The sequence below is a fragment of the Vibrio atypicus genome (assembly GCF_009811315.1).
GTDB classification, from domain to species: domain Bacteria; phylum Pseudomonadota; class Gammaproteobacteria; order Enterobacterales; family Vibrionaceae; genus Vibrio; species Vibrio atypicus.
In genome coordinates this window covers 136,706-162,680 of sequence record NZ_BLID01000004.1, presented here as the reverse complement: position 1 = coordinate 162,680, position 25,975 = coordinate 136,706, and the positions used below count along the sequence as shown (strand labels likewise).

Here is a 25,975-nt window from a genome sequence, read left to right as displayed (position 1 = left end):
GTATGGCTTATAAGGTTAAGGGGCACTTACTCTTTACGCTTGCTCTGTTCTCATCCTCTTCGTTGGCCGCCACACCAGGCAGACAACTAGATTTAGCGACCACTTTTGGGTCGCTTTTGTTCGTTATTGCGTTCATTCTTTTTTTAGCCTGGCTTTTAAAAAGAATGCGAATTCCTTCGTTAGGTAATCAACAAGGATTGAGCGTGGTTCGTCAAATTGCCGTAGGCAGTCGCGAGCGAATCATGATTGTTCAAGCAGGCGAAGAACAGTTTTTAGTGGGCGTTACTGCGCAGTCGATTCAATTGATTTCTAAATTGGATAAACCTTTATCTCAGGAGGAGCTGAATAAAGCAGGGTTAGCAACCAGTCCGTTTGCCAACCAACTAAGTCAGCTATTGAAAAAGAATGATAAAAGCTAGCCAACTGTCAGCCCTTTTATTGGCGTCAATTCTCTCCTTGTTTTCTACGCTCTCTTTGGCTCAAGAAGAGATAGACACGCCGCTCCCAAATAATGCGGTCCCGTCGCAATCAGTGACAGTGAGTGCGATGACGCAAGAGCAAGGCGCTAACCGAACAATTACTACCGGCAGCTTTACAGGTGGCGGTGGTGGTGTACCAGCATTTACCATGACCACCAATCCTGATGGCAGCGAAGACTACTCAGTCAATTTGCAGATTCTGGCTCTAATGACCATGCTGGGCTTCTTGCCTGCGATGGTGATTTTGATGACGTCATTTACTCGTATTGTGGTGGTGATGTCGATATTGCGTCAGGCTATGGGTCTACAACAAACGCCGTCGAACCAAGTGATCATCGGCATCGCTATCTTTTTGACTTTCTTTATAATGTCGCCAGTGCTGAACAAAATTAACGATACGGCGATTCAGCCCTACATTAATGAGCAAATCAGTGCTCGTGATGCATTTGATTTGGCTCAAGCGCCGATGAAAGATTTCATGCTCAAACAGACTCGTGTCAAAGACCTGGAAACGTTCGTTAATATTTCTGGCTCTACCGCGACCGCTCCAGAAGACGTGTCTATGGCGGTATTGATTCCGGCATTCATTACGTCAGAGCTGAAGACCGCATTCCAGATTGGTTTTATGCTGTTCTTGCCATTCTTGATAATTGACTTGGTTGTGGCCTCGGTATTGATGGCCATGGGTATGATGATGCTTTCTCCGATGATCGTATCCTTGCCATTTAAGCTTATGTTGTTCGTACTGGTGGATGGTTGGAACTTGATACTCTCAACTTTGGCCGGCAGTTTTGCCTTGTAGCGGGAGAACATTATGACTCCTGAGATATTCGTCGAGTTATTCAGAGATGCACTATGGATGGTTCTCATCATGGTGTGTGCGATCATTATTCCCAGCCTATTGATTGGTCTTGTGGTAGCGATTTTTCAGGCGGCAACCTCGATTAACGAACAAACGTTAAGCTTTTTGCCACGTTTGATCGTGACATTGTTAGCGTTGATGCTGTTTGCCCACTGGATGACTCAAATGATGATGGAGTTCTTCTTCAATATTATAGAGCGCCTGCCGCAGGTGCTGTACTAGCCTATGGAATTTCCGACTGGCCTTATTCTTGATTGGATAGCGAATTACTTTTGGCCTTATTCTCGGATAGCGGCCATGTTAATGGTGATGTCAGTGACTGGCGCTCGTTTTGTATCAACTCGGGTGCGATTGTACTTAGGTTTAGCAATCACATTTGCGGTGATGCCTATCATCCCCGCTGTACCTGAAAATATTGAATTGCTTTCTTTCGCTGGCTTTATGACATTGCTAGAGCAGATCATTATTGGTGTCGCGATGGGGACTGTCACCCAATTCATGATTCAAACGTTTGTTATTTTGGGTCAAATCCTTGGTATGCAGTCGAGCTTAGGTTTTGCTTCTATGGTCGATCCGGCTAACGGACAAAATACGCCCTTGCTTGGTCAGCTTTTTATGTTCTTAGCGACCATGTTTTTCTTGGCAACTGATGGTCATTTAAAAATGATCATGCTGGTGGTGATGAGTTTCCAATCGTTGCCCATCGGCAGTGGTTCGTTAACGACAGTGGATTTTCGTGAGCTGGCACTTTGGCTTGGAACCATGTTTAAAGTGGCGCTAAGTATGTCTCTATCCGGCATTATCGCTTTGCTGACCATCAACCTTTCATTTGGCGTGATGACTCGTGCAGCACCTCAGTTAAACATTTTCTCATTAGGTTTTGCGTTTGCTTTGATGGTGGGTTTGCTACTGTGTTGGTACATCCTAGGCGGGTTATACAGTCACTATGAGCTATTCTGGGTACAAGGCGAGCAGCAAATTTGTAGTTTCATTCGTTTAGATTGCTAATTTTCGCATTATTAGGAGATTGGATTGGCAGAGTCTGACGGTCAAGAACGTACCGAAGACGCCACGCCCAAGCGCTTGCAACAGGCCCGAGAAAAAGGGCAGGTTGCAAGGTCAAAAGAGTTGGCGTCTGTATCAGTGCTGGTGGTTGGTGCAATATCGCTCATGTGGTTTGGCGAGGGGCTTGCTCGCGCTTTATTCACGGTAATGGAGCGTCTTTTCTCACTCTCCCGCGAAGAAATCTTCGATCACGTAAAACTGTTTGATATTGCCTTAGGCTCACTTACCAGCTTGATTCTACCGCTGATCCTTATCCTAGTGACGCTATTTGTTGCGGCAGTGGCTGGGGCCGCAGGTGTTGGCGGTATCAGTTTTTCTGTTGAAGCAGCCATGCCAAAGCTTTCAAAAATGAACCCGTTAAGTGGTTTGAAGCGCATGGTTGGTATGCAAAGCTGGGTTGAGTTGATTAAATCGATTCTGAAAGTGGCTTTGGTATCTGGCATGGCGTTTTATCTCATCAATGCCGCGAAAGAAGATCTCTTCCAATTGAGTATGGATGTCTTCCCGCAAAACATTTTCCACGCCTTAGATATCCTGCTTAATTTTGTTTTGTTGATCAGTTGTTCATTGTTGATTGTGGTTGCTATCGATATCCCTTTTCAGATCTGGCAGCACGCAAATCAATTGAAGATGACTAAGCAGGAAGTGAAAGACGAATACAAAGAGACAGAAGGTAAGCCGGAAGTTAAAGGTCGTATTCGTATGCTCCAACGTGAAGCGGCGCAGCGAAGAATGATGGCAGAAGTGCCGCAAGCCGATGTTATCGTGACCAACCCAGAGCACTTTTCTGTTGCTTTGCGTTATAAGCAAAATAGTGATAGAGCTCCGATTGTGGTTGCTAAAGGTACTGACCACATGGCGCTGAAAATTCGAGAAATAGCGCGTGAACATGATATTTACGTCATTCCGGCCCCACCTTTGGCCCGTGCACTTTACCACTCCACTGAGCTAGAACAAGAGATCCCAGACGGGCTGTTTACCGCCGTAGCTCAGATACTTGCTTATGTATTCCAGCTTAAGCAGTACCGTAAGCGTGGCGGCCAACGACCAAACCTTAAAACCTCAGAGCTGCCAATTCCACCAGACTTGAGAAAATAGAGGTTCACTCTTAAGGATGACGAGGTTTTTGATATCTGTCACTCCATAGAGTGGCTTCTACGTTACTTCTCTGGAATTGAAAGCAGTACCAATAGCGCGCCATCACCGCCAAACTCAAGTGGCGCTTGATGGAACGCCATAACATCCGGGTGTTGAGCTAGCCAAAGAGGTGCTTTCTGTTTGAGAATATGCTTCCCGATGCCGTGTTGTACACACGCGCAAGAAATCTCATTCTTTACGCAGTATGCGATCATCGCACCAAGCTCGCGTTTTGCCTCAACTTGCGTCATCCCATGCATATCCAGAAAGACATCGGGTACGTATACGCCGCGACGTAGACGCTTCACTTCGTATTGTGAGACATCATCACGCGCGTAACGGGTTGGACCTTCCTCATTGAGTAATGGTACGAACTCATCAGAAAAATAAAATTCAGAATCCGTTGCTTCACGACTGGTACGCTTGATTTCTTTTTGCTTAGTATTTCTTTTTGGTTGCTGGACTATGGTATCCTGTGACAACTTTTTTACGCCTTGTACTGCATCCCTAAAAAGGGCGAAATCATCGTCAATGTCGGTGTCTTTTTTGCTCATGGGTAATCAATACGTAAATAAAAATGCTATTGGCAGTATTGTAGCGCTTTTCGGAGGCAATTTTGGATAAGATTTTTGTAGAAGAAGCGGTTTCAGAACTTCACACGCTTCAAGATATGATTCGTTGGACAGTGAGCCGTTTCAACGCCGCTAACCTTTTTTATGGTCACGGCACTGATAACGCATGGGATGAAGCTGTTCAGCTTGTTCTTCCTACTCTGTACCTGCCAATTGATGTGCCTCCGCATGTATTGAACTCTCGCCTAACCAGCAGCGAGCGCCTTCGCATTGTTGAGCGAGTAGTGAAGCGTATCAATGAGCGTACTCCAACGGCTTACTTAACTAATCGTGCATGGTTCTGCGGTCTTGAATTCTTTGTTGATGAGCGCGTACTTGTGCCTCGTTCTCCAATTGGTGAATTGATTCAAGCGGAATTCCAACCTTGGCTAGTTGAAGAACCAACACGCATTATGGACCTATGTACAGGTAGCGGTTGTATCGCAATTGCTTGTGCGCATGCTTTCCCTGATGCTGAAGTGGACGCGATTGATATTTCTACCGATGCACTACAGGTTGCTGAGCAAAACGTGCAAGACCACGGTATGGAGCAACAAGTTTTCCCTATCCGTTCTGATCTATTTCGTGATCTACCAAAAGAGCAGTACAACCTGATCGTATCGAACCCACCGTATGTAGACGAAGAAGATATGAACAGCCTGCCTGATGAGTTTACTCATGAGCCTGAGCTTGGTCTTGCAGCGGGTACCGACGGTCTAAAACTGGTACGTCGTATTCTGGCTAACGCACCAGATTATCTAACTGAGAATGGTATTCTTATTTGTGAAGTGGGTAATTCAATGATCCACATGATGGAACAATACCCGCATATTCCGTTCACTTGGATTGAATTTGAAAACGGCGGCCACGGTGTATTCATGCTAACGCGTGAACAAATGCTTGAGCATGCGGCAGAGTTTTCTATCTACAAAGACTAATCTTTCCCAAGCCATTTATTTTAAACGCCAAGCTAGAGGGGGCCTCTAGCTTGGCGTTTTTTATGCGGGCTAAAAAGCAAAATAGTTCGTGATTAGGGGTTTACATCAAAACATATTAAAGCCACTATGAATTTACGAACAATTGAAGTGTAAAGCTCTGTATACAGGGCCAATAAGTTTGAGGAAGTAATGGCAGGAAACAGTATCGGACAACATTTCCGAGTGACCACATTCGGAGAAAGTCACGGTATCGCACTAGGATGTATCGTTGACGGATGCCCACCGGGGCTAGAGATTTCAGAATCAGATATTCAAATCGACCTAGATCGTCGTCGACCAGGCACTTCTCGCTATACCACTCAGCGTCGTGAACCGGATGAGGTAAAAATCTTATCTGGTGTATTTGAAGGTAAAACCACGGGTACTTCGATCGGTCTGCTTATTGAAAATACAGACCAACGCTCAAAAGATTATTCAGAAATTAAAGATAAGTTCCGCCCAGGCCACGCGGATTATACTTACCACCAAAAATATGGTGTGCGTGACTACCGTGGCGGTGGTCGCTCTTCTGCTCGTGAAACGGCAATGCGTGTTGCAGCTGGTTCGATCGCTAAAAAGTACCTGAAGCAAGAGTTCGGTGTTGAAATCCGTGCTTATCTATCTCAGATGGGTGACGTTGCGATTGAGAAAGTTGATTGGGATGAGATTGAAAACAATGCTTTCTTCTGTCCAGATGCAGACAAGGTTGAAGCTTTTGACCAACTGATCCGCGACTTGAAAAAGCAGGGTGATTCCATTGGTGCCAAGCTGCAGGTCGTCGCAACCAATGTGCCTGTTGGTTTAGGTGAACCTGTTTTTGACCGACTTGATGCAGATATTGCTCATGCTCTGATGAGTATCAATGCGGTGAAAGGTGTCGAAATTGGTGATGGTTTCGATGTGGTTTCTCAAAAGGGCAGTGAGCACCGTGATACGCTAACGCCAGATGGTTTTGGTAGTAACCACGCAGGCGGCATTTTGGGTGGTATCTCTACGGGTCAAGATATTGTCGCGAATATTGCGTTGAAACCAACGTCGAGTATTACTGTTCCTGGTGAGACCATTACGCGCCAAGGTGAACCAACTGAGTTGATTACGAAAGGTCGTCATGACCCATGTGTTGGTATTCGCGCAGTGCCTATTGCCGAAGCGATGCTGGCGATTGTCGTCCTTGACCACCTACTACGTCATCGTGGTCAAAACCATGGTGTTACAACAGAGACTCCGAAGATTTAACTTTTACTAGGCCTCACATTATTGTGGGGCCTATTTTCCTCTTATAATCCCCGCGAAATCGACATATTTACCACTTTTTCTATCAATAAGTAGCACATGAATATCTTCTTTTAGTGCAGCATCTATCGCGAGTGGCGCCAGAAAAACGATCTCTTCATCTAGATCTGTCTCTAGGCTTTTATTGGTATTACCGTGTTTAACAACGATGGTTTGGTTGTGTTTAGCGCAGACAAAAGCGTAGCGCGGAAGTGAAGTAGTCATACTTGAACTCAAAACTGTCAATGATGTTTTTATCAATTGAATCATTCAGTGGGCTGATAAACAAAAGTTTTGTTGTAAGGTCGTGTAATAGGTTGCTTACATAGCCTTACTCTTTTTTTAGTATGGATTTGTTACATTGATGAAAAAATAATCGAGGCGCTCAGTGGAACTGGATTCAATTTATTCGAATCAGGCGGATTATATTCAGAGCTTGGTGAGATATCAGCACGGTGGTTTTGTGTATGGCTTATATCAAGGACATCTCTTTAATAGCGTGTTTCAGCCTATTGTAGACCGGACAGGTGAGTTATTCGCATTTGAAGGGTTGGTTCGTATTAAAGATAGCCTGAATAATATGATTCATACAGGGGACTATTTTTCTTCTTTGAAGCCCGGAGACAAAGCGAATGTTGTTACCACTTTATTGTGTGCTAAGTTGCATTCCATCAACCTAGCGCATACGCGGCATAGAGATAGAAAGCTATTTATCAATGTTTCCCCATCCGTTTTCTCTCTACTAGCCAATCACCTCCAAGCGATAGAATATCTACTCTTGAGACTAAAATGTTTAAGAATGAGTTGCTCCCAAATCGTGTATGAAATTACCGAGTTTGAAGACTCAGATCTCAGTGGGATCGTGAAAGGCAAGCAAAGATTGGCTGAACACGGTATTGCAACAGCTTTAGATGATTACGGAACGCATTACTCTACTCGGGCGAGGGCGTTACAAATTCGCTCTCCCTATCTAAAGATTGATCGTAGTTTTGTTGGTGATCAACAGTTTGTTCGTCACGCTGTCGAACTTGCGCAACAGATAGGAGCAAAAACTATCGCGGAAGGAATCGAGACCGAGCAAGAGTATTGGCTTTGCCGAGAATGTGGTGTCGATTACTTTCAAGGGTATTGGGTTGCGAGACCAATGGAGAGCCAAAAGTTAGAACAATACTAAGTTGGAAAAGTGCTGTTCATCAATATACGTGTGTGAATCTGTTGAATGTGAGCGCTATCTCTAAATTGTATGTAACTGATTGTTATGGGTTTGTTCTTAGTTGAGCTTTATCACTTTATTGAGAGGATAACTCAATACTATTCACTTAGTTTATCAACAATAAAGTGAATAAAGACAATGAAGAAGAGACTCTTATCTAGCGCGATCCTACTATCACTAGCATTTCCTAGTTTGGCCAATGATGGTGATATTCATCAAGTGACAATCTTAGGAACCTCTGATCTACACGGTCACTTTATGCCGTGGGACTACGCGGCAGATAAACTCAATATGCGGGGAAGTCTTAGTCAAATAGCGACCAAAGTAAAACAAATCCGCAATGAACAGCCTAATACTATTTTGGTCGATGCTGGCGATACGATTCAAGGGAATTTCGTCGAGACATTTAAAGATGAACCGATTGATCCAATGATGCTTGGCTTCAACGAAATGCAATATGATGTTTGGGTGTTAGGTAATCATGAATTTGACTTTGGCCTAGATGTATTAAATCGCTCATTGACTCAGTTCAAAGGCCATTCACTTGGTGGCAATATTAAACGCGCTGATGGCAACCCTTTCTTACCTGGTTATAAAGTTTTAGAGCGTAATGGAATCAAAATTGGGGTGATCGGAATGGATACTCCAATGACTCAAGTATTCGCAGAAGGCACCAATCGCCTTCAAGGAGTGACCTTTACTAACCCAACTTTAGAAGTGAAAAAGGTCATTGATAAAATTGATGACCAAGTTGATGCCATTGTTTTGGTGGCTCATATGGGGTTAGACAATGAAAATGATATTGCAAATACTGGTGTAACAGATATTGCCAATGCTAACCCTGAGCTGGATGCGATTGTCGCTGGACATATGCATACTCGAATAGATAAAGCAGTGGTAAATGGCGTAATTATTACTGAACCAGATAAGTATGGTCGCGCGCTATCACGAGTGGACTTACAGTTTGAGGAACGAGGCGGCCAGTTTACTTTAATCAATAAAGATAGCTTCACTTATAAAATCAAAGGAACAGAATCTGATAAGGCGATGGAAGCACTTTACCAGCCATACCACAAGCGTTTAAGAGAGATGGCCAACCGTGAAGTAGCTCAATTAACAGGTGTTGATCTCGTACCTGAAAATGAAATTCGCGGCATTCCGCAGGTTCATGTTCAAGATACGGGTATTAGTGCTTTGTTCCAAGAAGCGAGCTTTTTCTATGCACCTAAAGCAAATGTGATTGCGCTTCAGATTGACAATGATAATGCGGAACTAGATGTAGGCCCAATCAAAGCTAAGGACATCGCTTACAACTACCAATATGCCGGAGGTGAAATTACGGTATATCAAATGACAGGCAAAGAGCTAAAAACTTACATGGAGTGGTCAGCTGGTTACTTTAATTCAGTAAAAGTCGGTGATGTGACATATAGCTTTGACCCTAAACGACGTGCATCTAAATATTCGACAAATGATTTCTTTGCGGGTGTCACATACCAGATTGACCTAACCAAACCTAAAGGTCAGCGTATTACTGATTTGAAGTTTGCAGATGGGACTGCTGTGACTGATGACAGTGACATTCGGATCGGTATGAACAGCTATCGAATGGGGCACCTAACGAAAAGCGGTGGAGTGCTTGAAGGACGAACTTTCCCTGTTTTATTTGATACCGAAGTTGAATACGGTGAAGAGCAAGGCACCATTCGCAACTTAACCATTCGCTATTTGACGGAGCAAAAACAAGGTACCTATGAGGGTAAGCCACAGCAGCGCTGGCAGCTTGTTGGACTTGATGATACATATGCACTGCAGCGTGAGATTGTAAAATCAATGCTAAGCAGTGGCGAGATCGAAGTACCGAGTAGCGAAGACGGTCGCTACACTAATATCGCTTCCATTAATGTCAAAGAGTTGATTTTGTCGTCTCCAGAAGAAAAACAAAAGGCGCTTAAGGCTCGCCAAGATAAATTGGCTCAAGCGTCAGAGAGTGATAAGCGTGTATTGAAGCGAGAAATTGCACTTATAAATGCTTTGAACTAAAACAAAAAAGGCTTGGATTAATCCAAGCCTTTTCTATCAGTGAAGAGAACCTTCCGTTTCAAGATGGAATGAAGGTAAACGCCACTTGAAGCGTACCGCTGCCATTCGAAGTAGGTAACCCACCACTAACGTAGAGATTGTTGCCGTTACGTCGTTAATGCCAAACTCTAGAAGCGCAAGATATAAACCGGACGCAACCAAAGCGACAGAGGCATAGAGCTCTTCATGTAAGACGAGCGGTGTTTGGCGGCAGATTAAATCACGTAGTAAACCACCAAATACACCAGTCACTAGCGCAGACACCATACAAATCATTGGGTGTAAGCCCATGCCTAGTGCTACTTTTGTACCGATAATGCTAAAAACGATAAGCCCTAGAGCATCTAAGCGAATGAACAGGCCCTTAAGTTTGATTACCCACTTAGCTAATCCCGTAGTTAATACACCCGCGATACAGGTAATGGCTAAGAACTCAGGGTTCTTTACCCAGCCGAGAGGGTAGTGGCCGAGTAAAATATCTCGAACTGTACCACCACCAATCGCTGTGGCACTGGCTACCAGCATGACCCCAAACCAATCCATTTTTCGGCGGCCGGCGCTGAGCGCTCCTGTCATCGCTTCTGCTGTGATACCAATAATGTATAAAACGCTGAGTAACATTGTGTTTAGCCTTAGAAAACGCAGAATAATCAATCTGCCATCTTATAAATTAAGGCGTGAGTGTAGTGGCAAATGTGATCTCTGACGAATGAGATTTTGTGAAGACGAAAACGTTTTTCCGATAACTTTTTCTAATGTCACTACTCTCGGTAGGGATTTGCAAATGAGATCAAAAATGCGAGAATGCGGCACGAAGTAAAATACGATCCATTAATTGAGTTATGCAGCACGAGTATCAAGACTTAATCACCATTTTTAATGACACTTTCTTAGACGAATTTAATACCAAATTAGAGCTAGGAGGGGATGAGCCTATCTACCTACCAGCTGATGAAAATTCACCGCACCATCGCATTATTTTTGCTCGTGGTTTTTACGCTTCGGCTTTACATGAAATAGCGCACTGGTGTGTCGCTGGACCAGAGCGTCGTTTATTGGAAGATTTTGGCTATTGGTATGAGCCTGATGGTCGAACAGCTCAAGTGCAAGCTGAGTTCGAAAAAGTAGAAATAAGACCTCAAGCTTATGAATGGATACTCGCTAACAGCGCGGGTTTTCCGTTTACCGTAAGTTGCGATAATTTAAATGGTGACTTTGAACCAGACCGTTTAGCATTTATGGCAAAGGTTCACTCCGAAGTAATGGGTATTTTGGGTCAAGGCCTGCCGCCTCGAGTTAAAATGTTGTCTGATGCGCTTCGTCTGTTTTACCAAACACCTGAACTTGCTGCTGAGCAGTTTGAAGTGAAATAGAATTGAAAAGAAGCCACATTGCGTGGCTTTTTTATTGTATGATCATGGCTTATTGATATGGCTCGTTATTGAATTAACCAATCTGTATGAGCTTGATTATCATGTTCTAGCGTGTAAATCATTGCTGGGGTGCCGGGCTCCATGACCGAAACGACTGCCACTAAAGAGTCACAGTGATTGGCCACTCTGAGTTCGTATTGGCCCGCTCCATCTTTCAGTGCGGCTTTAATCAAGCACTGATCATAGTTGATGTTATCGACTCCGTTACTATTGTCACAAATAGAAATGTAAGCTTGCTTGGAATCTAGTCCAGGCAAAGAGACATCGATATCAACGTGATAGACAGATTCCAGTGCATTGTCATTGTCGATCTTCAAGTCTTTTAGCTCTACTGGTGCTTTTGTTGAACCACTACCTCCTGAAGAAGAAGAGCTACCACCGCCACCACCTCCACAGGCAATAAGACCAAGAGAACAGCTGAGGATGACACTAAGTTTAAGTTGATTGTTCATATTGTGCTCCTTAATCTGCGTAGATTTTGCTAGCTGTGGATTGGGTGTACCAAGTTGGATCAGTATTGCCTGAGCTGTCCTGCGCAAATCCTGCGAATTGAGTATAAGCTTCGAGAATATTGACCTGTTCCAATGGGTGTTTCCATGTGTTTGGAATCTCTATTGCCCAAGGCAGTCCGTTGGCGTCATGGAAGTGAGTATCGCCACTTGATGCATCAACGCCTTTGGTTTTATAAGTCGAAACAAATTTGGATGTTGGAGCGTTGTTTTTAAGGTGGATCTCAAGTCCTCGGCCAGGGTATCCCCCAGAGACTTCTAATCCCACTTCACCGTAGTAATGGCCTGGTGCAGCAAAGATGAATGGGTCGTATGGAAATTCTGGCATTGCGCTCATCGCGACTGCATTTTTAAGTGATAATGTGAGTTGCCAGCTAGGACGATAAGCGGTGCCACAGTTATCTTGAGTCCTAAACATGGTGCAGTTTTCAGCTTCGCCAGCTTCGGTAATATCCCACAAATCCTCATGAATGATGAAGACAGCATCGATGGTATCTGCTTCAAGAACCTCAGCATTTGAGAGCGTGCCGTTAATGGTCAGTTCAATCGAGTCCTCTTTGATGTCGCTACGCGCAACGTTTGGTAGGCGAATGGCAAAACCTGAGCGATTGTCGCCCCCCAAAGCGGCTATTTGCCCTTCGATTTTTAGGCGAATCACTTGGTTGTCGAGTTGATATTCAGTGAACTTGACGTTCATCAATACGTCGTTCATGTCGTAGTCACCCACCAGCGGGTATTGATCTTCATAAGCAAAGGTCACGTAAGCGCCGCTGCTTGGATAGTTCTCTGTGACAACACCACTTTCGGTAATATCGACTTGGTAGTCTTCGACTTCACCGGACGGAACACCACCTGAAGGTCCAATTCCTGAGGTGTTAGAGAGTCTAAATCGCGCCCATGTGTCGCCAACATCTGCCCACGTTGGCACCGTGAAAAAGACATCTCCGGTATTTTCGTCAACGCTTAAATCATCAATGATTAATTCGTCAGATTCGAAGGTGCCATCGCGGTCAAAGTCAATCCAAGCATTGAGAACAGAATCATCACTTGCGCCATTGACTGTCGCAATCACTTTGCTGACTTGGCCGACTTGAATCGGTACTGGGAACTGAATGCCATCTTCGTCGTCTGAGCCGTCCGAGCTGTCATCACTTAACGGGTAGGGGCTGCCTTCAGCTTCACCATCTACAAGTGTGCCGAGTTTCAAATCAGACAGGCCATGGCGAGCCCCCAGTTGATCGTAAGAGGTTTGATAGCTGTCAGGTGCATCGCCAAAATCGGTATAGATGCTGGGCTCAACAGGCGCTAATGCACAACGAGCTCCATCGTTCGAACTACTTGAAGGACCGTAAGCGAAAAAGTTGGCACTGGAGTTGTTGCCATTAATGGTTACTCGGAAAATGTAGCCATTACTATTATTGCTACCGTACAAGTTGCCATTAACATCAAAATAAATCGCGCCGAAAGTGAGCTTATACCCTAGCGCTGCTTTGTCCAACATTTGGTTTAACTGAGTACTGCTCCCATTTGAAACATCAATTTCCCAAAGGTAGCCATTGGCGTCGATGGAATAGGCCAAACCGTTATCAGGATGGAAAGCAAGGTCATAGATGGAAGGGTTGCCAAACTGACTGGAGTCGGCAACTCGCTCCATGGTTTCGCTAACAAGATCAATGCGATAGAGTCCATAGCTAGGACGATAGCCATACCAAGCATTTTCATCTAACGATACGTCACCAACGTAAATAGCGGTAGGTGCACCTTGCGGCTTTGAAATGGATAGGGGGTATTTGGTGAAGGTCGCGTCTATTTTCGCTAGGGATTGGGCACCATAATCCCAGCCATAAATAAAGTTATCGTGTTGGCTATAGCCCACGGCATTTATTTTATCGCTACCGAGTGAAGAACTCATGGTGATGTAGCTACCCAGATCAATATTGACGCCATAAGCAACGGGCAGACCCGACGGATTTTGAATAAGGAAAGCTTCCGTCGGACAATCGGTAAATGGGGTTTCTGCTGCTACATAGGATGATAAGCCACTAACACTAATTGACAGGAACAGTCCCTTGAGAAGATGATTCGATTTCATTGTATTGCCCCTCATTTGAATGCGATTAAATGACTGACTGCATACGCCATGCCACACTCTGAAGCCTTGTGATACTTAGGGTTTGCGTTCGTATTCTCAATGTGAGAAGCTTCTGCATTCTTTTTGAGAAGCAAACTGATTTAGGCGAATAACCACCATGATTATTGAATTTGAAGAAAAGCTCATTGAGCTGATTGATGTACGTATTTCCTCAGCGTCAGATGATGAGTTGTTCGCTGGTGGTTATCTACGTGGTCATATTTCACTTTCTGCTGCCGCGTGTGAAGAAGAAGGCATCAATGATGTTGATGTCCTAAAACAACGCATTGAAGCAAGCTTAGAAGCGGCGCGTTCAGAGTTGACGCCTGCAGATCGTACGATTGTTAACGATTTATGGCAGGAACTAGCAAATCTCGCTTAATTTTGTTGAGGGATGCTGAAACTGTATCGATAGAGGTTGTTCGAATTTTTCGAACAACCTCTTTTTATTTTTGCTGTTGTTGGGAAAGGGGACGAGGGATATTCTAATCCTACAAACCGAGAGACAGAAAAAGGTAATCATTATGAGAATCGTAGCATTTGGCGCATCAACCAGTTCAACATCAATCAACAAAGCTCTTGCAACTTACGCAGCGAACCAAGTGGAAGGGGCGCAAGTACAGGTGCTAGATATCAATGACTACTCTGTTCCTATGTTCAGTGAAGATACTGAAAAAGAGATTGGTCAGGCAGAAGGAGCAAGAGCATTCTTGGCCGATTTAGCTGAAGCGGATGCGATTGTTATTTCGTTTGCGGAGCACAATGGGTCTTATGCTGCAGCGTACAAAAACCTGTTTGATTGGGCTAGCCGAATTGATCGCAGTATCTTCCAAAACAAGCCTGTAGTACACCTTGCGACATCGCCAGGCCCTGGTGGCGCACAAACGGTACTTGCTGCTGCAACTGGTTCAGCGCCATACTTTGGTGCAGATGTAAAAGCATCGGTATCAGTCCCTAGCTTCTATGATAATTTTGATTTCGAAACGGGCTCGATTAGCAATGAAGAGATTGCTCAACAAGTGAAAGAAGCGGTGGCTCAGTTAGCCTAACCTCTAGTGAAGCACAAAAGAACGCAGTGATGAGTGATCACTGCGTTTTTTTATGGACGGCATATTACAGCGCTGTAATGGCTTTGCCTTTTTTCAATTTGCGAACCCACATTCGACTTGGATGAAGTTCTTCTAATACATCGATTGGTAGAGGGAGCGGATCGCCACAAATCTGAGAGGCTAAGGTTTCCGCTAGTAGTGGAGCAGAGCTTAATCCGCGAGAGCCTAACCCCAGCATGCAGTAAAGGTTTGGCTGTTGCGGAACGACTGGCGCTTCTTCTAGCGTCATGGTTTGCAGCTGCTGATAAACCTGTTGAGTTTGGTCGAGCATACCGACATTGCCGATGAATGGCAGGTGATCTCGGCTTACGCAGCGAATTCCTTGGCGAGATTGGTTGCTGCTCGTGTCAACTTGATGCGGCCAATTCTGATTGGGTACACATTTGCGCAGCTTGTCGCCATTATCTTGTTGAGCAGCGGGATCGAATTCATAATCTAGATGGCTGCGATCATAGCTTGCCCCAATGCAGTGGTGAGCATTGTTTGGATTTAATGGCGTCATATATCCATCGTAGCAGAGTACAGTTTTTAACTGGCTTAGGTCGTCAGTGGTTGGAATGTGACTCACTTGTCCTTTTACTTGGCCTAGTGGAACGTCGGCTGTCTGCTCCAACTCAGAGAACTGGTGACCGTTGGCAATAATAACAACGTCATGATCATTGTTGAACTCGTTACTAGTCAATGTCCATTGCTGGCTTGTTTCGTTCCAACTTAAACGCTCAACCTTGTGGTTAAAGCGAGCATCAAATTGAGCGCTTTTCTCTAGCTCATCTAATAATCCCGTGGTCAGCTGCGCAGGAGAAAGCCAACCACCTAGAGGGTAGTGGACACTTGCCATATCAATTGGCAAACCGATGATTTCAGTGGTTTGACTTGAATCTAGAGCATGAATGAGTTGCTCTGGGAATTGGCCTTGCACCATCTTTTCCAGTTTATTTTTAGCGTTTTCATCCCACATAAGTTGCGTGACACCACACCAGCTATGATCAAATGAGATGGTTTCAGCCATCTGTTCAACAAATTGTCTTGCGAACAAAAAGGCGGGCGCAAATACACGAGACACACCGACATGAGGTCCATTGAGCAATGGGTAAACCGCTCCTTGACGGTTGCCTGACGCGCCTTGCGCTGGAGCATCATCTTGACAGTATAAGGTCACCTGCTTGCCACGTCGGACCAACGTTTTTGCTAGAGTTGCACTGGCAATGCCACCACCAATAATAGCGATAGATGTCGCACAAGCGCTGTTGGCGCGATGGAACCATGGTTTGAAGTTGGTAACGAGTGGGCGCTCTTTAAGGCTGCCAGCGATCATATCTCGCTTAGTACCAAAGCCTTTGACTTTCTTCATATCAAAGCCTGCTTCGATTAAACCTCTTCGAACAAAACCAGCTGCTGTGAATGTCGCGCAAGTACAGTCGACCTTGGCCAGCTTCGCCATGCCATTGAATAGGTCTTGATTCCACATTTCTGGGTTTTTACTCGGTGCAAAGCCATCTAAGAACCAAGCATCAATGATACCGTTTTCATTTACAGGTACTTTTGGCATACAATCCTTGATGTCGCCAAACCATAAGTCGAGTGTGATCGCACCATTTTCTAATACGATGCGATGGCATTCAGGTACCGCAATTGGGTAATGCTTTTGCAATTTTTCTGCGAGCTCGGCCAATTCAGGCCAAGATTCATGAGCCTTAACGAGATCTTCACGGCTAAGAGGATACTTTTCGAAACTGACGAAATGAAGCTCTTTTAATGGAGCGTCAGGGTTTTGTTGCCTAAAGTGATTAAACCACTGCCAAACGGCTAAGAAGTTTAGTCCAGTACCAAATCCTGTTTCGCCGACAACAAAGCGGCGTTGATCAAACTCTTGCCATCTTTGTGGGAGATGATTTTGCTTCAAGAAGACATAACGAGTTTCTTCAAGACCGTTTACGTTTGAAAAGTAAACATCGTCAAACTGGTCAGAAACAGGGGTTCCAGCTTCGTTCCAGCCAAGTTGTGCATTGGTAATCGAGGTCATAGCGTCTGAATTTATGTGATAAAGGCAGTAAAGTTGAGGCGATTGTACGGATTTATGGGAAAGCTGACCACTTTTCAGGGGTAACTTAGTTATCATCTAGCGGAATTTAGAATTATAGGAATGTCATAATGAAACGTGTCGTAATCACCGGTATGGGTATTGTTTCAAGTATCGGTAACAACGTCGAAGAAGTTTTAGCGTCTCTAAAAGAAGGTAAGTCTGGTATTACTGCTTCAGAGCAGTTTAAAGAGCAGGGTCTTCGTTCTCAAGTTTGGGGTGATCTTAAAATCAACCCAGCAGAGCACATTGATCGCAAACAGATGCGTTTTATGGGCGATGCGGCAGCTTATGCATACCTATCAATGCAGCAGGCAATCGAAGACTCAGGTCTTACCGAAGACCAGGTTTCTAATGAGCGCACTGGTATTGTAGCTGGTTCTGGTGGTGCTTCTGCACTAAACCAAGCTGTCGCTGTTGATACTATGCGTGCGAAAGGCGTTAAGCGTGTGGGTCCTTACATGGTTCCACGTACTATGTCTTCAACAGTATCTGCTTGTCTTGCGACTCCATTTAAGATTCGTGGCGTGAACTACTCAATGAGTTCAGCATGTGCAACATCTGCACACTGTATTGGTCACGCAATGGAACTGATTCAACTTGGCAAACAAGACATTGTTTTTGCGGGTGGTGGTGAAGAGCTAGATTGGTCTCAAACGATGATGTTTGATGCGATGGGCGCACTATCAACGAAATACAATGAAACGCCAGAAAAAGCATCACGTACTTATGATGCAAACCGTGATGGTTTTGTTATCTCTGGTGGCGGCGGCATGCTGGTTATCGAAGAGCTTGAACACGCTCTTGCTCGCGGCGCGAAAATCTACGGCGAGATCGTAGGCTACGGTGCAACATCAGATGGCTACGACATGGTAGCTCCATCAGGTGAAGGCGCAGTTCGCTGTATGAAGATGGCAATGCAAGAAGTTGATAGCATTGACTACGTAAACACTCACGGTACTTCAACACCTGTGGGTGACGTGAAAGAACTTGGTGCTATCCAAGAAGTCTTTGGCGGTAACAGCCCAGCAATCTCAGCAACTAAAGCGATGACAGGTCACGCTCTAGGTGCTGCAGGTGTTCACGAAGCTATTTATTCAACCCTGATGCTAGAGAACAACTTTGTTGCGCCAAGTATTAACGTTGAGAATCTAGACGAAGCTGCACAAGGTCTTGATATCGTGACAGAAAAACGCGATGTAGAATTGAACGCAGTTATGTCAAACAGTTTTGGTTTTGGTGGTACTAACGCAACTCTAGTAATCAAGAAGTACCAAGGCTAACTGTATTTGTTGAGCAAATTACTCAGCAAACCAGTTTCCAGAGCTGATTGTTTCTACTACTGAAGCAATCGAACAGACGCAGACTTTGACCCATGGAGAGCGGGTCAAGATCCTTTTGTTCTGGAACTTTGCCCGGCTATATGCCGGGCATTTTTCTTTCTGGATAACAATCACCTCGACACCAGCTGAGCTTTTCTGCACAATCTCATTAATTCATTCTCTTCCAATGCCAAATCACACGATTAAAACCATGAAAATCCTTATTGATGAAAACATGCCGTATGCTGAGGAACTGTTTAGCCAGCTCGGTGAAGTGATCCTAAAATCGGGTCGTACTCTAACTGCTGATGACTTAGTTGACGTTGATGCATTAATGATCCGTTCGGTAACTAAAGTGAATGCAGAGCTAATTGCTAAGGCAAATAAACTCAAGTTTGTTGGAACCGCTACTGCAGGCATGGACCATGTCGATCAGACTCTACTAAAAGATAAGGGCATTTTCTTTACCGCAGCACCTGGCTGTAACAAAGTAGGTGTTGCCGAATATGCGTTTAGCGTAATGATGGTATTGGCTCAACAGCATGGTTTTTCTGTATTTGATAAGACGGTTGGCATTATTGGTGCGGGCCAAGTTGGTAGCTATTTGCAGCAGTGCTTACAAGGTGTAGGGATTAAAGTCCTTATCAATGATCCGCCAAAGGAAAAAGCGGGAGACGAGCGAGAGTTTACAGAATTAGAAACCTTGCTTGAGCAGTCAGACATTATCACTCTGCATACGCCGATTACTCGCGATGGTGAATACCCAACCCATCACCTTATCGACCAAACTCGACTTGATGCGATGCGTGCTGATCAAATATTGATTAACGCAGCTCGCGGTCCAGTGGTTGATAATAGTGCGTTGAAAGCTCGCTTAATGAAAAAAGATGGCTTTATCGCGGCACTAGATGTGTTTGAATTTGAGCCAGAGGTTGATATGGAGCTTCTGCCTCTGCTAGCATTCGCAACCCCTCACGTTGCAGGCTATGGTCTGGAAGGGAAAGCGCGTGGTACGACAATGATCTTCAATAGCTACTGCGAGTTCTTAAATAACGAATTATCTGCGCATGCCAGCGAGCTATTGCCAACAGCACCTGTACCAACCATGGTATTGGATAGAGAGTGGGATGAAGCAACACTACATAATCTTACTCAGCTGATTTATGATGTGCGCAAAGATGACGCCTTATTCCGTCGCGAAATCAGTAAGCCAGGTTCGTTTGACCTGATGCGTAAAAACTACTGGGATCGACGAGAGTACAGTGCTGTCACACTGGTAGGTGATGAGTCATGTAACTTAGCACCACTAGAAAAACTAGGTTTTCAGGTTGAGGTAAGTCAATGAGCCAACAATATAATGTTGCCGTTTTAGGTGCGACCGGTGCGGTCGGTGAAACTATTTTGGAAGTGCTTCAAGAGCGCAAATTTCCTGTTGGTGAGATCTTCTTACTAGCGAGTGAGCGTAGTGAAGGTAAGACTTACCGTTTTAACGGTAAAACCGTACGTGTACAAAACGTAGAGGAGTTTGATTGGTCTCAAGCGCATATCGCTCTTTTCTCAGCAGGTGGAGAACTCTCTGCCAAATGGGCACCAGTTGCAGCAGAAGAAGGCGTGATTGTTATCGATAACACATCACAATTCCGCTACGAGTATGATATTCCTCTAGTGGTTCCTGAAGTGAACCCGGAAGCGATTGCAGAATTTCGTAACCGCAATATCATCGCGAACCCAAACTGTTCAACGATTCAAATGCTGGTGGCACTTAAACCAATTCATGATGCAGTTGGTATTGAGCGCATTAACGTATCGACTTACCAATCTGTTTCAGGTGCCGGTAAAGCAGGTATTGATGAGTTAGCGGGTCAAACAGCAAAACTATTGAACGGTATGCCTGCAGAAAGCAACGAGTTTGCACAGCAGATTGCCTTCAACTGTATTCCACAGATCGACCAGTTCATGGAAAACGGCTATACACGTGAAGAGATGAAGATGGTTTGGGAAACACAGAAGATCTTTAATGATCCAGGCATTACAGTAAACCCAACTTGTGTGCGCGTACCTGTATTTTATGGTCACGCAGAAGCGATTCACTTAGAAACATGTGCGCCTATTGATGCTCAAGAGGTGATCAATCTGCTAGAGAATACGGATGGTATTGAAGTGTTCCAAGGTGAAGATTTCCCGACTCAAGTTCGCGATGCTGGTGGTAAAGACCACGTAATGGTTGGTCGTATTCGTAATGATATCAGCCACCATAGTGGGGTTAACTTATGGGTGGTTGCGGACAACGTTCGTAAAGGCGCAGCGACGAACGCAGTGCAAATCGCTGAAGTGTTAATTCGCGATTACTACTAATCGATTAACTGATATGTTTATCAAAGCCTCACCAATGTGTGAGGCTTTTTTAATCGAATAAAGAAAAATTGTGTGAGATTAATACGAATATGGCGTTAGACACACATTTTTTAGTTCAATACCTATAGTTTTGCCCGCTTTATCCGATATATTTAACAGATCACTGTATATTTAAATTAATTGAGCACATAGCTGAGCCTTATATGCGTCGACTTCTACAGCGTCTACTATTGCCACTTGCAATGGTTGCCGTGACTCAAACATCAATCGTAAGTGCTGAGAGTATCCGCCTTAAAGGGCCAAATGGTGAAATCCAAACATCGCCACAATACTCTGAGACTGTTTCTAATGGACTGCGCAGTGCAGAGCCTTCTCGTTTCTATGGCCCAACCACGGAGCAAGAAACGTTATGGGGTATCGCGACTCAGTTACGCCCCGCGACTTCAGTATCTATCCAACAAACGCTCTACGCCATTTTTCAATTAAACCCTCAAGCGTTTGATAACCAAAACATCCATGAGCTAAAGCCTGGTAGTACGATTCGCGTACCGTCACTCAATCAGATAAACGTGGTTTCTACTCAAGAAGCCGTTAACGTTATGAAGGCGCATAAAGCGCGATTGGACGGTACTACTGCAGCAAAACCTCAAAGTAAGCCTCAACCGGTCACGACTCAGACTGCTAAAACTTCACCTCAAAGCAATGAGAAGCCTGTTGTACCAACTACAAAACCTGACATGGTCGATGCAGGTAAGAGTGATTTGGTAAAAATTGCTAAGCGAGAGCAGACTAAGCAAGTTAAAACTCTCGAAAAACAGCTTGAGACTTCAGAAGGCGACTTGATGGCGCTAGAGGAGAAGAATCACAAGTTGCGTCTAATGCTGGCTGAGGTTCAATCTGAAGTCGATGTACTGAAAGATGAGCTAGGTGATGAAGCTCGAATTCGTGATGAAGTCGAGAAACAGCTGGAAGCAGAGCGCTTACGCCTTGCCGAAGAGCAAAAAATGTCGCCATCAGCATTGGATAACTTTTTCTCTAATACATGGCTTGTCGCGGCATTAGCGATTATTCCAGGTTTGCTGATTGGCCTACTTGTTGTTGTGTTGTTGGGTCGCCGCAAGCAAGATGATAGCGCTGCTGAAACTCAGCAAGAAGCACAAACCCCACCACCAGTTACCCCTGTCGCCCCAGAAGCTTTGAATGAAGATCTGGATGATGACTTATTGTTGGATGATGACTTATTTGGTGATTCTGATGATAGCGAAGCCCTATTCTCAGATGACGGTGAATTAGATGGCGAGAGCAAAGATGAAAATGACGTCTTTGCTGATTTAGATGACAGTGATCTGGACTTCAATTTAGAAGGTGAAGATGGCGATGACCCATTTGCGGGCATTGGCGATGATGGTGATCTTGATGAATCACTCACTGATGGTGATCTTGGGTCAAGCGGTATCAGTGTCAACAGCGATGACAAAGCTCTTGGTCTTGAAGAGATGGAGCGTGCTCTTGATGAAGTGGTTATCGATGCTGACGATGACGACGACGGTTTTGATTTGTCTGACGACAACGAAATGTCGCAAGACGTATTGGATTCATTGCTAGCCGATACGGCGGATACCGAAGATCTAGAAGGTGAGTCGCTAGATCAGTCTATGCTAGATGATCTGTTTAGTGAGATTGATGACGATCCAAATGAAAGCTTAGATTTTGATAACTTGTTGGATGACGGCGATGAGTTTGATCTCAGTGATGAGCCAGAAATGAAACTAGATGAGCCGAGCCTTGCCTCTGACAGTGAGATAGATGACATCTTCGCTCAGATGGAAGCGCAAGCTGACCTTGATACTCTTGATGCGAACTCTATTGACGAAACAGCACTATTAGATGAGCTGCTTGAAGAAGATTCCACAACGGTAGATGAAGATAGTACGGATTTACTCGATGAATTGCTCGACGCAAACAATGCGGCGCTGACGGAACCGAGTAAACCATCTGAACTTGAAGGTGAAGAACTCTTTGATGAGTTGATTGGTTTGGATGATGAGGGTGCCGACTTAGATGTAGAAAGTACTGATCTGTTAGATGAGCTTTTAGATGACTCGGATGATGATTCAATCGATCTTGATTCCGAATTGGATGAGTTGATTGGCGATACTGAGGTACCTGAGTCTATTTCATTGGATGACAGTACCGACCTGCTTGATGAACTGTTTGATAGCGTTGATGACGATTCTGAGACTGAGCTGGGTGATGAAGGGACAGATCTGTTCGAAGAACTGTTAGAAATAGAAAAGCAAAATCTAGAAGGGCAAGAACAACCTGACTTTGATGCTTTGCCAGAGAGCGAACCTGAACAAGTATCATCAGTGACAGATGAAGAACCACTGGAACCAGCCGATTTAGATTTAGCTGAAAGCACTGAGTTAGATGAAAACATTCAAGACTTGCTTGCGGATAGTGAAGCCGTTGAAGCTATACCAGAACCAGAACCAGAACCAGAACCAGAACCAGAACCAGAACCAGAGATTAGCACCGATTTCTCCAGCGAAGATTTCATTGATGACATGCTCAATGTTGCACCTGATGGCGATCCTTTGCTTGATGAACTTGAGTTGGATGACATCTCAGAAACTGCTGAAGAACTAGACCTGGACCTAGATGCTGAGGAATTGTCCTTGCCAGAGCCAGAGCCAGAGCCAGAGCCAGAGCCAGAGCCAGAGCCAGAGCCAGACGTTGATGCTGAAGAAGATGAAGACGATTGGTTAACTTCAGCGATCGATGAAGTTGAGAATCCACAGTTTAATGAACCTGATGTGGATACTGAGCCGCAAGATCTGGCTGATGACGAGCCTGCAGCAGATGAAAGTGAAGTCGTCGCTGAAGCAGATGAAAGTGAAGTCGTCGCTGAAGCAGACCTCGAATCAGAACAGCCAGAAGCAGATGATGATTGGCTAACTGCAGCAATTGATGATGTTGAATCTCCACAAGTCGAAGAGACGGTTGTTTCAGAAGTAGAAACAAAAAGCTCATTGCAAGGTGATGCTCCGGCTCAAGTGGAAGAAGAAGTTGCGATTGAGCAAGAAGATGTTCTTGCACAACAAGAGCAAGCTGAATCACCATCTAAAGAGACTCCAGAGACTCCAGAGACTCCAGAGACTCCAGAGACTCCAGAGACTCCAGAGACTCCAGAGACTCCAGAGACTCCAGAGACTCCAGAGACTCCAGAGACTCCAGAGACTCCAGAGACTCCACCTGTTGCTGAAGATCGCCCAAGCATGCCGGAAGCGATTCCAAACGAATTTGGTATTCCTGAAGACGATGATTGGCTGATTGATGAACCTGAACAGTCTGTTTCTCAAGAAGATTCACTTGCATCACTAGAAGCTGACCAAGGCACTGAGTTAGAGCAGCCACAGAGCGATGAAGAAGATGCACTGGCAGACATGGCCGCTGAGCCTGCGCTTGAGCCAGAAGCTGCTGAAGAACCTGTAGCCGAAGAGAGCGCAGAATCGTTTGATTTAGATGAGCTAGAGCTCCCTGAGTACAACGAAGAAGACGCATTGGCAGATATGGCCGCTGAGCCTGCCATTGAGCCAGAAGCAGTTGAAGCACCTGTAGCCGAAGAGAGCGCAGAGTCGTTTGACTTAGACAAGCTAGAGCTCCCTGAGTACAACGAAGAAGACGCACTTGCAGACATGGCAGCCGAGCCTGCCATTGAGCCAGAAGCTGCGGAAACTCCTGTAGCCGAAGAGAGCCCGGAGTCGTATGACTTAGACGAGCTAGAGCTCCCTGAGTACAATGAAGAAGGCGCACTGGTAGACATGGCAGCGGAGCCTGCAATTGAACCAGAAGTTGCTGAAGCACCTGTAGCCGAAGAGAGCGCAGAGTCGTTTGACTTAGATGAGCTAGAGCTTCCGGAGTACAACGAAGAAGACGCACTGGCAGACATGGCCGCTGAGCCTGCCATTCAGCCAGAAGCTGTTGAAGCACCTGTAGCGGAAGAGCCGGACTCGTTTGACTTAGATGAGCTAGAGCTCCCTGAGTACAACGAAGAAGATGCACTGGCAGATATGGCAGCAGAGCCTGCAATTGAGCCAGAAGCTGCTGAAGCACCTGTAGCCGAAGAGAGTGCAGAGTCGTATGACTTAGATGAACTAGAGCTCCCTGAGTACAACGAAGAAGACGCACTGGCAGACATGGCAGCAGAGCCTGCAATTGAGCCAGAAGCTGTTGAAGCTCCTGCAGCTGAAGAGAGCGCAGAGTCATTTGATTTAGATGAGCTAGAGCTACCAGAGTACAACGAAGAAGACGCACTGGCAGACATGGCAGCAGAGCCTGCAATTGAGCCAGAAGCTGTTGAAGATCCTGCAGCTGAAGAGAGCGCAGAGTCATTTGATTTAGATGATCTAGAGCTACCAGAATACAACGAGCAAGATGCCTTGGCGGATATGTTCGCTGAATCTGGAAGTGAAGAGTTATCTGAGCAGGATGATGAAACGAGCTTTAATCTTGATGATATTGAGCTACCAGAGTTAGAAGAGCAATCTGCGCCGTTTGAAGAGGCCTCTCCGAGCGAGTCATCTGTTGAGGCAATGGAAGAGGGGGCAATTGCAAGTGATACTCCAGAACAGGTCGAACCAGAGTTATCGCGAGTAGAAGAGCCGACTCATAGTTTTGATGAAAAAGCCTTTGATGAATTGCTAATGGAATCGGATGATGAAGCCCCAGCTAGCTTCTCATTTGACAATCCAATCGATGCTACGACATCAGATAGTGCAGGCATGGACATTGATGCCATGCTAGAGATGGGTGGGGAAGATTGGAATGGCTTTACATTGTCTCCGGACCAGCAAGCTCAGATCAGCGATGATATTCCTGAAGAAGAGCAGGACATTTGGTCGCAAGAGAATCTACCTGAGCAAGCACAAGTACTGGATGAGAATTGGGAAGATCAGCAATCTCTTGATGAGTTTAACCCGAAAGAGAACCAGTATCGTACCATCGATGAGTTGATGGCTGAAGTCGATGCTGAAGAAGCGCAAGAGATTGATGATTCACTCAAACTTGACGTAGGTCTTAACGATTTTCCAGATGTAATTGGCGATATTGGTGGCCAAGAAGACGTTGATGCGAACGCAGAAGCGGCAGGCAAACTGGATCTGGCAAAAATCTACATGGAAATGAATGATGCGCAAGGAGCAAAAAAACTGCTCGAAGAAGCGATTGTTGATGGAAGTGATGAGATACGCCGCGAAGCTAAGCGACTAATCGATGATATTAACCGCGGTTAAGTAAACAAACTAAGGGGGACAAGGTGTCCCCCTTATTTTTTGCG

22 protein-coding genes are annotated in these 25,975 nt (G+C 45.1%); 16 read left to right on the top strand and 6 right to left on the bottom strand.

Going from position 1 to position 25,975, the window contains the following annotated elements; all coding sequences use genetic code 11:
- The first annotated feature begins 2 nt into the window (after positions 1-2).
- The 5 genes from fliO to flhB are packed head-to-tail and all read left to right on the top strand — an operon-like array spanning position 3 to position 3,504.
- The gene (gene fliO / locus GVO60_RS10275) at positions 3-419 is read left to right on the top strand and encodes a flagellar biosynthetic protein FliO (protein WP_159653603.1); all 417 of its coding nucleotides are present in this window, start codon (positions 3-5) and stop codon (positions 417-419) included.
- Entirely contained in the window at positions 406-1,281 is an 876-nt protein-coding gene (gene fliP, locus GVO60_RS10270; protein WP_159653601.1) for a flagellar type III secretion system pore protein FliP, read from the top strand. Before fliO ends, fliP begins: the two co-directional genes overlap by 14 nt.
- Before the next feature lie 12 nt (positions 1,282-1,293).
- Positions 1,294-1,563: a flagellar biosynthesis protein FliQ gene (fliQ, locus tag GVO60_RS10265; protein WP_159653599.1), complete on the top strand. Its 270-nt coding sequence runs from the start codon at positions 1,294-1,296 to the stop codon at positions 1,561-1,563.
- A gap of 3 nt (positions 1,564-1,566) precedes the next feature.
- The gene (gene fliR, locus GVO60_RS10260; protein WP_159653597.1) at positions 1,567-2,349 is read left to right on the top strand and encodes a flagellar biosynthetic protein FliR; all 783 of its coding nucleotides are present in this window, start codon (positions 1,567-1,569) and stop codon (positions 2,347-2,349) included.
- A 24-nt stretch (positions 2,350-2,373) separates the two neighbouring features.
- Complete coding sequence (gene flhB, locus GVO60_RS10255) at positions 2,374-3,504, top strand: flagellar biosynthesis protein FlhB (protein ID WP_159653595.1); 1,131 nt, start codon at positions 2,374-2,376, stop codon at positions 3,502-3,504.
- 62 nt (positions 3,505-3,566) lie between these two features.
- Here flhB and smrB read toward each other — a convergent pair whose 3' ends face one another.
- On the bottom strand, positions 3,567-4,097 hold the full coding sequence (gene smrB, locus GVO60_RS10250; RefSeq protein ID WP_159653593.1) for an endonuclease SmrB: 531 nt from the start codon (positions 4,095-4,097) through the stop codon (positions 3,567-3,569).
- Between the two features lie 62 nt (positions 4,098-4,159).
- Here smrB and prmB point away from each other — a divergent pair, with 62 nt between their 5' ends.
- Both prmB and aroC read left to right on the top strand, forming a co-directional pair.
- Entirely contained in the window at positions 4,160-5,092 is a 933-nt protein-coding gene (gene prmB / locus GVO60_RS10245) for a 50S ribosomal protein L3 N(5)-glutamine methyltransferase (protein WP_159653591.1), read from the top strand.
- 189 nt (positions 5,093-5,281) lie between these two features.
- Positions 5,282-6,367: a chorismate synthase gene (aroC, locus tag GVO60_RS10240; protein ID WP_159653589.1), complete on the top strand. Its 1,086-nt coding sequence runs from the start codon at positions 5,282-5,284 to the stop codon at positions 6,365-6,367.
- 30 nt (positions 6,368-6,397) lie between these two features.
- Here the strand turns inward: aroC and GVO60_RS10235 are convergent, their stop codons facing one another.
- Positions 6,398-6,628: a hypothetical protein gene (locus GVO60_RS10235; protein WP_159653587.1), complete on the bottom strand. Its 231-nt coding sequence runs from the start codon at positions 6,626-6,628 to the stop codon at positions 6,398-6,400.
- 163 nt (positions 6,629-6,791) lie between these two features.
- Here GVO60_RS10235 and GVO60_RS10230 point away from each other — a divergent pair, with 163 nt between their 5' ends.
- Both GVO60_RS10230 and GVO60_RS10225 read left to right on the top strand, forming a co-directional pair.
- Complete coding sequence (locus GVO60_RS10230; RefSeq protein ID WP_159653585.1) at positions 6,792-7,577, top strand: EAL domain-containing protein; 786 nt, start codon at positions 6,792-6,794, stop codon at positions 7,575-7,577.
- Positions 7,578-7,754: 177 nt separating this feature from the next.
- On the top strand, positions 7,755-9,659 hold the full coding sequence (locus GVO60_RS10225; RefSeq protein ID WP_159653583.1) for a bifunctional metallophosphatase/5'-nucleotidase: 1,905 nt from the start codon (positions 7,755-7,757) through the stop codon (positions 9,657-9,659).
- A 36-nt stretch (positions 9,660-9,695) separates the two neighbouring features.
- On the opposite strand, the gene GVO60_RS10220 is transcribed toward GVO60_RS10225, so the two are convergent.
- On the bottom strand, positions 9,696-10,319 hold the full coding sequence (locus GVO60_RS10220; protein WP_159653581.1) for a trimeric intracellular cation channel family protein: 624 nt from the start codon (positions 10,317-10,319) through the stop codon (positions 9,696-9,698).
- A 221-nt stretch (positions 10,320-10,540) separates the two neighbouring features.
- On the opposite strand from GVO60_RS10220, the gene GVO60_RS10215 reads away from it, so the two are divergent.
- Positions 10,541-11,071, top strand: a complete 531-nt coding sequence (locus GVO60_RS10215; RefSeq protein WP_159653579.1) for an elongation factor P hydroxylase — start codon at positions 10,541-10,543, stop codon at positions 11,069-11,071.
- Positions 11,072-11,136: 65 nt separating this feature from the next.
- Here the strand turns inward: GVO60_RS10215 and GVO60_RS10210 are convergent, their stop codons facing one another.
- Both GVO60_RS10210 and GVO60_RS10205 read right to left on the bottom strand, forming a co-directional pair.
- Positions 11,137-11,583: a hypothetical protein gene (locus GVO60_RS10210; RefSeq protein ID WP_159653577.1), complete on the bottom strand. Its 447-nt coding sequence runs from the start codon at positions 11,581-11,583 to the stop codon at positions 11,137-11,139.
- Positions 11,584-11,593: 10 nt separating this feature from the next.
- Positions 11,594-13,732 (bottom strand): LruC domain-containing protein, encoded by a 2,139-nt coding sequence (locus GVO60_RS10205; protein ID WP_159653575.1) that lies wholly within the window; start codon positions 13,730-13,732, stop codon positions 11,594-11,596.
- A gap of 157 nt (positions 13,733-13,889) precedes the next feature.
- On the opposite strand from GVO60_RS10205, the gene GVO60_RS10200 reads away from it, so the two are divergent.
- Together GVO60_RS10200 and GVO60_RS10195 are read left to right on the top strand one after the other, a co-directional pair.
- Entirely contained in the window at positions 13,890-14,153 is a 264-nt protein-coding gene (locus GVO60_RS10200; protein WP_159653573.1) for a YfcL family protein, read from the top strand.
- A 142-nt stretch (positions 14,154-14,295) separates the two neighbouring features.
- Positions 14,296-14,820 (top strand): NADPH-dependent FMN reductase, encoded by a 525-nt coding sequence (locus tag GVO60_RS10195; RefSeq protein WP_159653571.1) that lies wholly within the window; start codon positions 14,296-14,298, stop codon positions 14,818-14,820.
- Between the two features lie 64 nt (positions 14,821-14,884).
- On the opposite strand, the gene mnmC is transcribed toward GVO60_RS10195, so the two are convergent.
- The gene (mnmC, locus tag GVO60_RS10190) at positions 14,885-16,903 is read right to left on the bottom strand and encodes a bifunctional tRNA (5-methylaminomethyl-2-thiouridine)(34)-methyltransferase MnmC2/FAD-dependent 5-carboxymethylaminomethyl-2-thiouridine(34) oxidoreductase MnmC1 (protein WP_159653569.1); all 2,019 of its coding nucleotides are present in this window, start codon (positions 16,901-16,903) and stop codon (positions 14,885-14,887) included.
- Positions 16,904-17,031: 128 nt separating this feature from the next.
- Here mnmC and fabB point away from each other — a divergent pair, with 128 nt between their 5' ends.
- The 4 genes from fabB (at position 17,032) to GVO60_RS10170 (ending at position 25,931) form a co-directional block, all read left to right on the top strand.
- Positions 17,032-18,243: a beta-ketoacyl-ACP synthase I gene (gene fabB / locus GVO60_RS10185; protein ID WP_159653567.1), complete on the top strand. Its 1,212-nt coding sequence runs from the start codon at positions 17,032-17,034 to the stop codon at positions 18,241-18,243.
- A gap of 250 nt (positions 18,244-18,493) precedes the next feature.
- A complete protein-coding gene (locus GVO60_RS10180; RefSeq protein ID WP_159653565.1) occupies positions 18,494-19,627 on the top strand; it encodes a 4-phosphoerythronate dehydrogenase in 1,134 nt (377 codons plus the stop codon).
- Positions 19,624-20,637: an aspartate-semialdehyde dehydrogenase gene (locus GVO60_RS10175; protein ID WP_159653563.1), complete on the top strand. Its 1,014-nt coding sequence runs from the start codon at positions 19,624-19,626 to the stop codon at positions 20,635-20,637. Before GVO60_RS10180 ends, GVO60_RS10175 begins: the two co-directional genes overlap by 4 nt.
- Before the next feature lie 203 nt (positions 20,638-20,840).
- A complete protein-coding gene (locus tag GVO60_RS10170) occupies positions 20,841-25,931 on the top strand; it encodes a FimV/HubP family polar landmark protein (RefSeq protein ID WP_159653561.1) in 5,091 nt (1,696 codons plus the stop codon).
- The last annotated feature ends 44 nt before the right edge of the window (positions 25,932-25,975 follow it).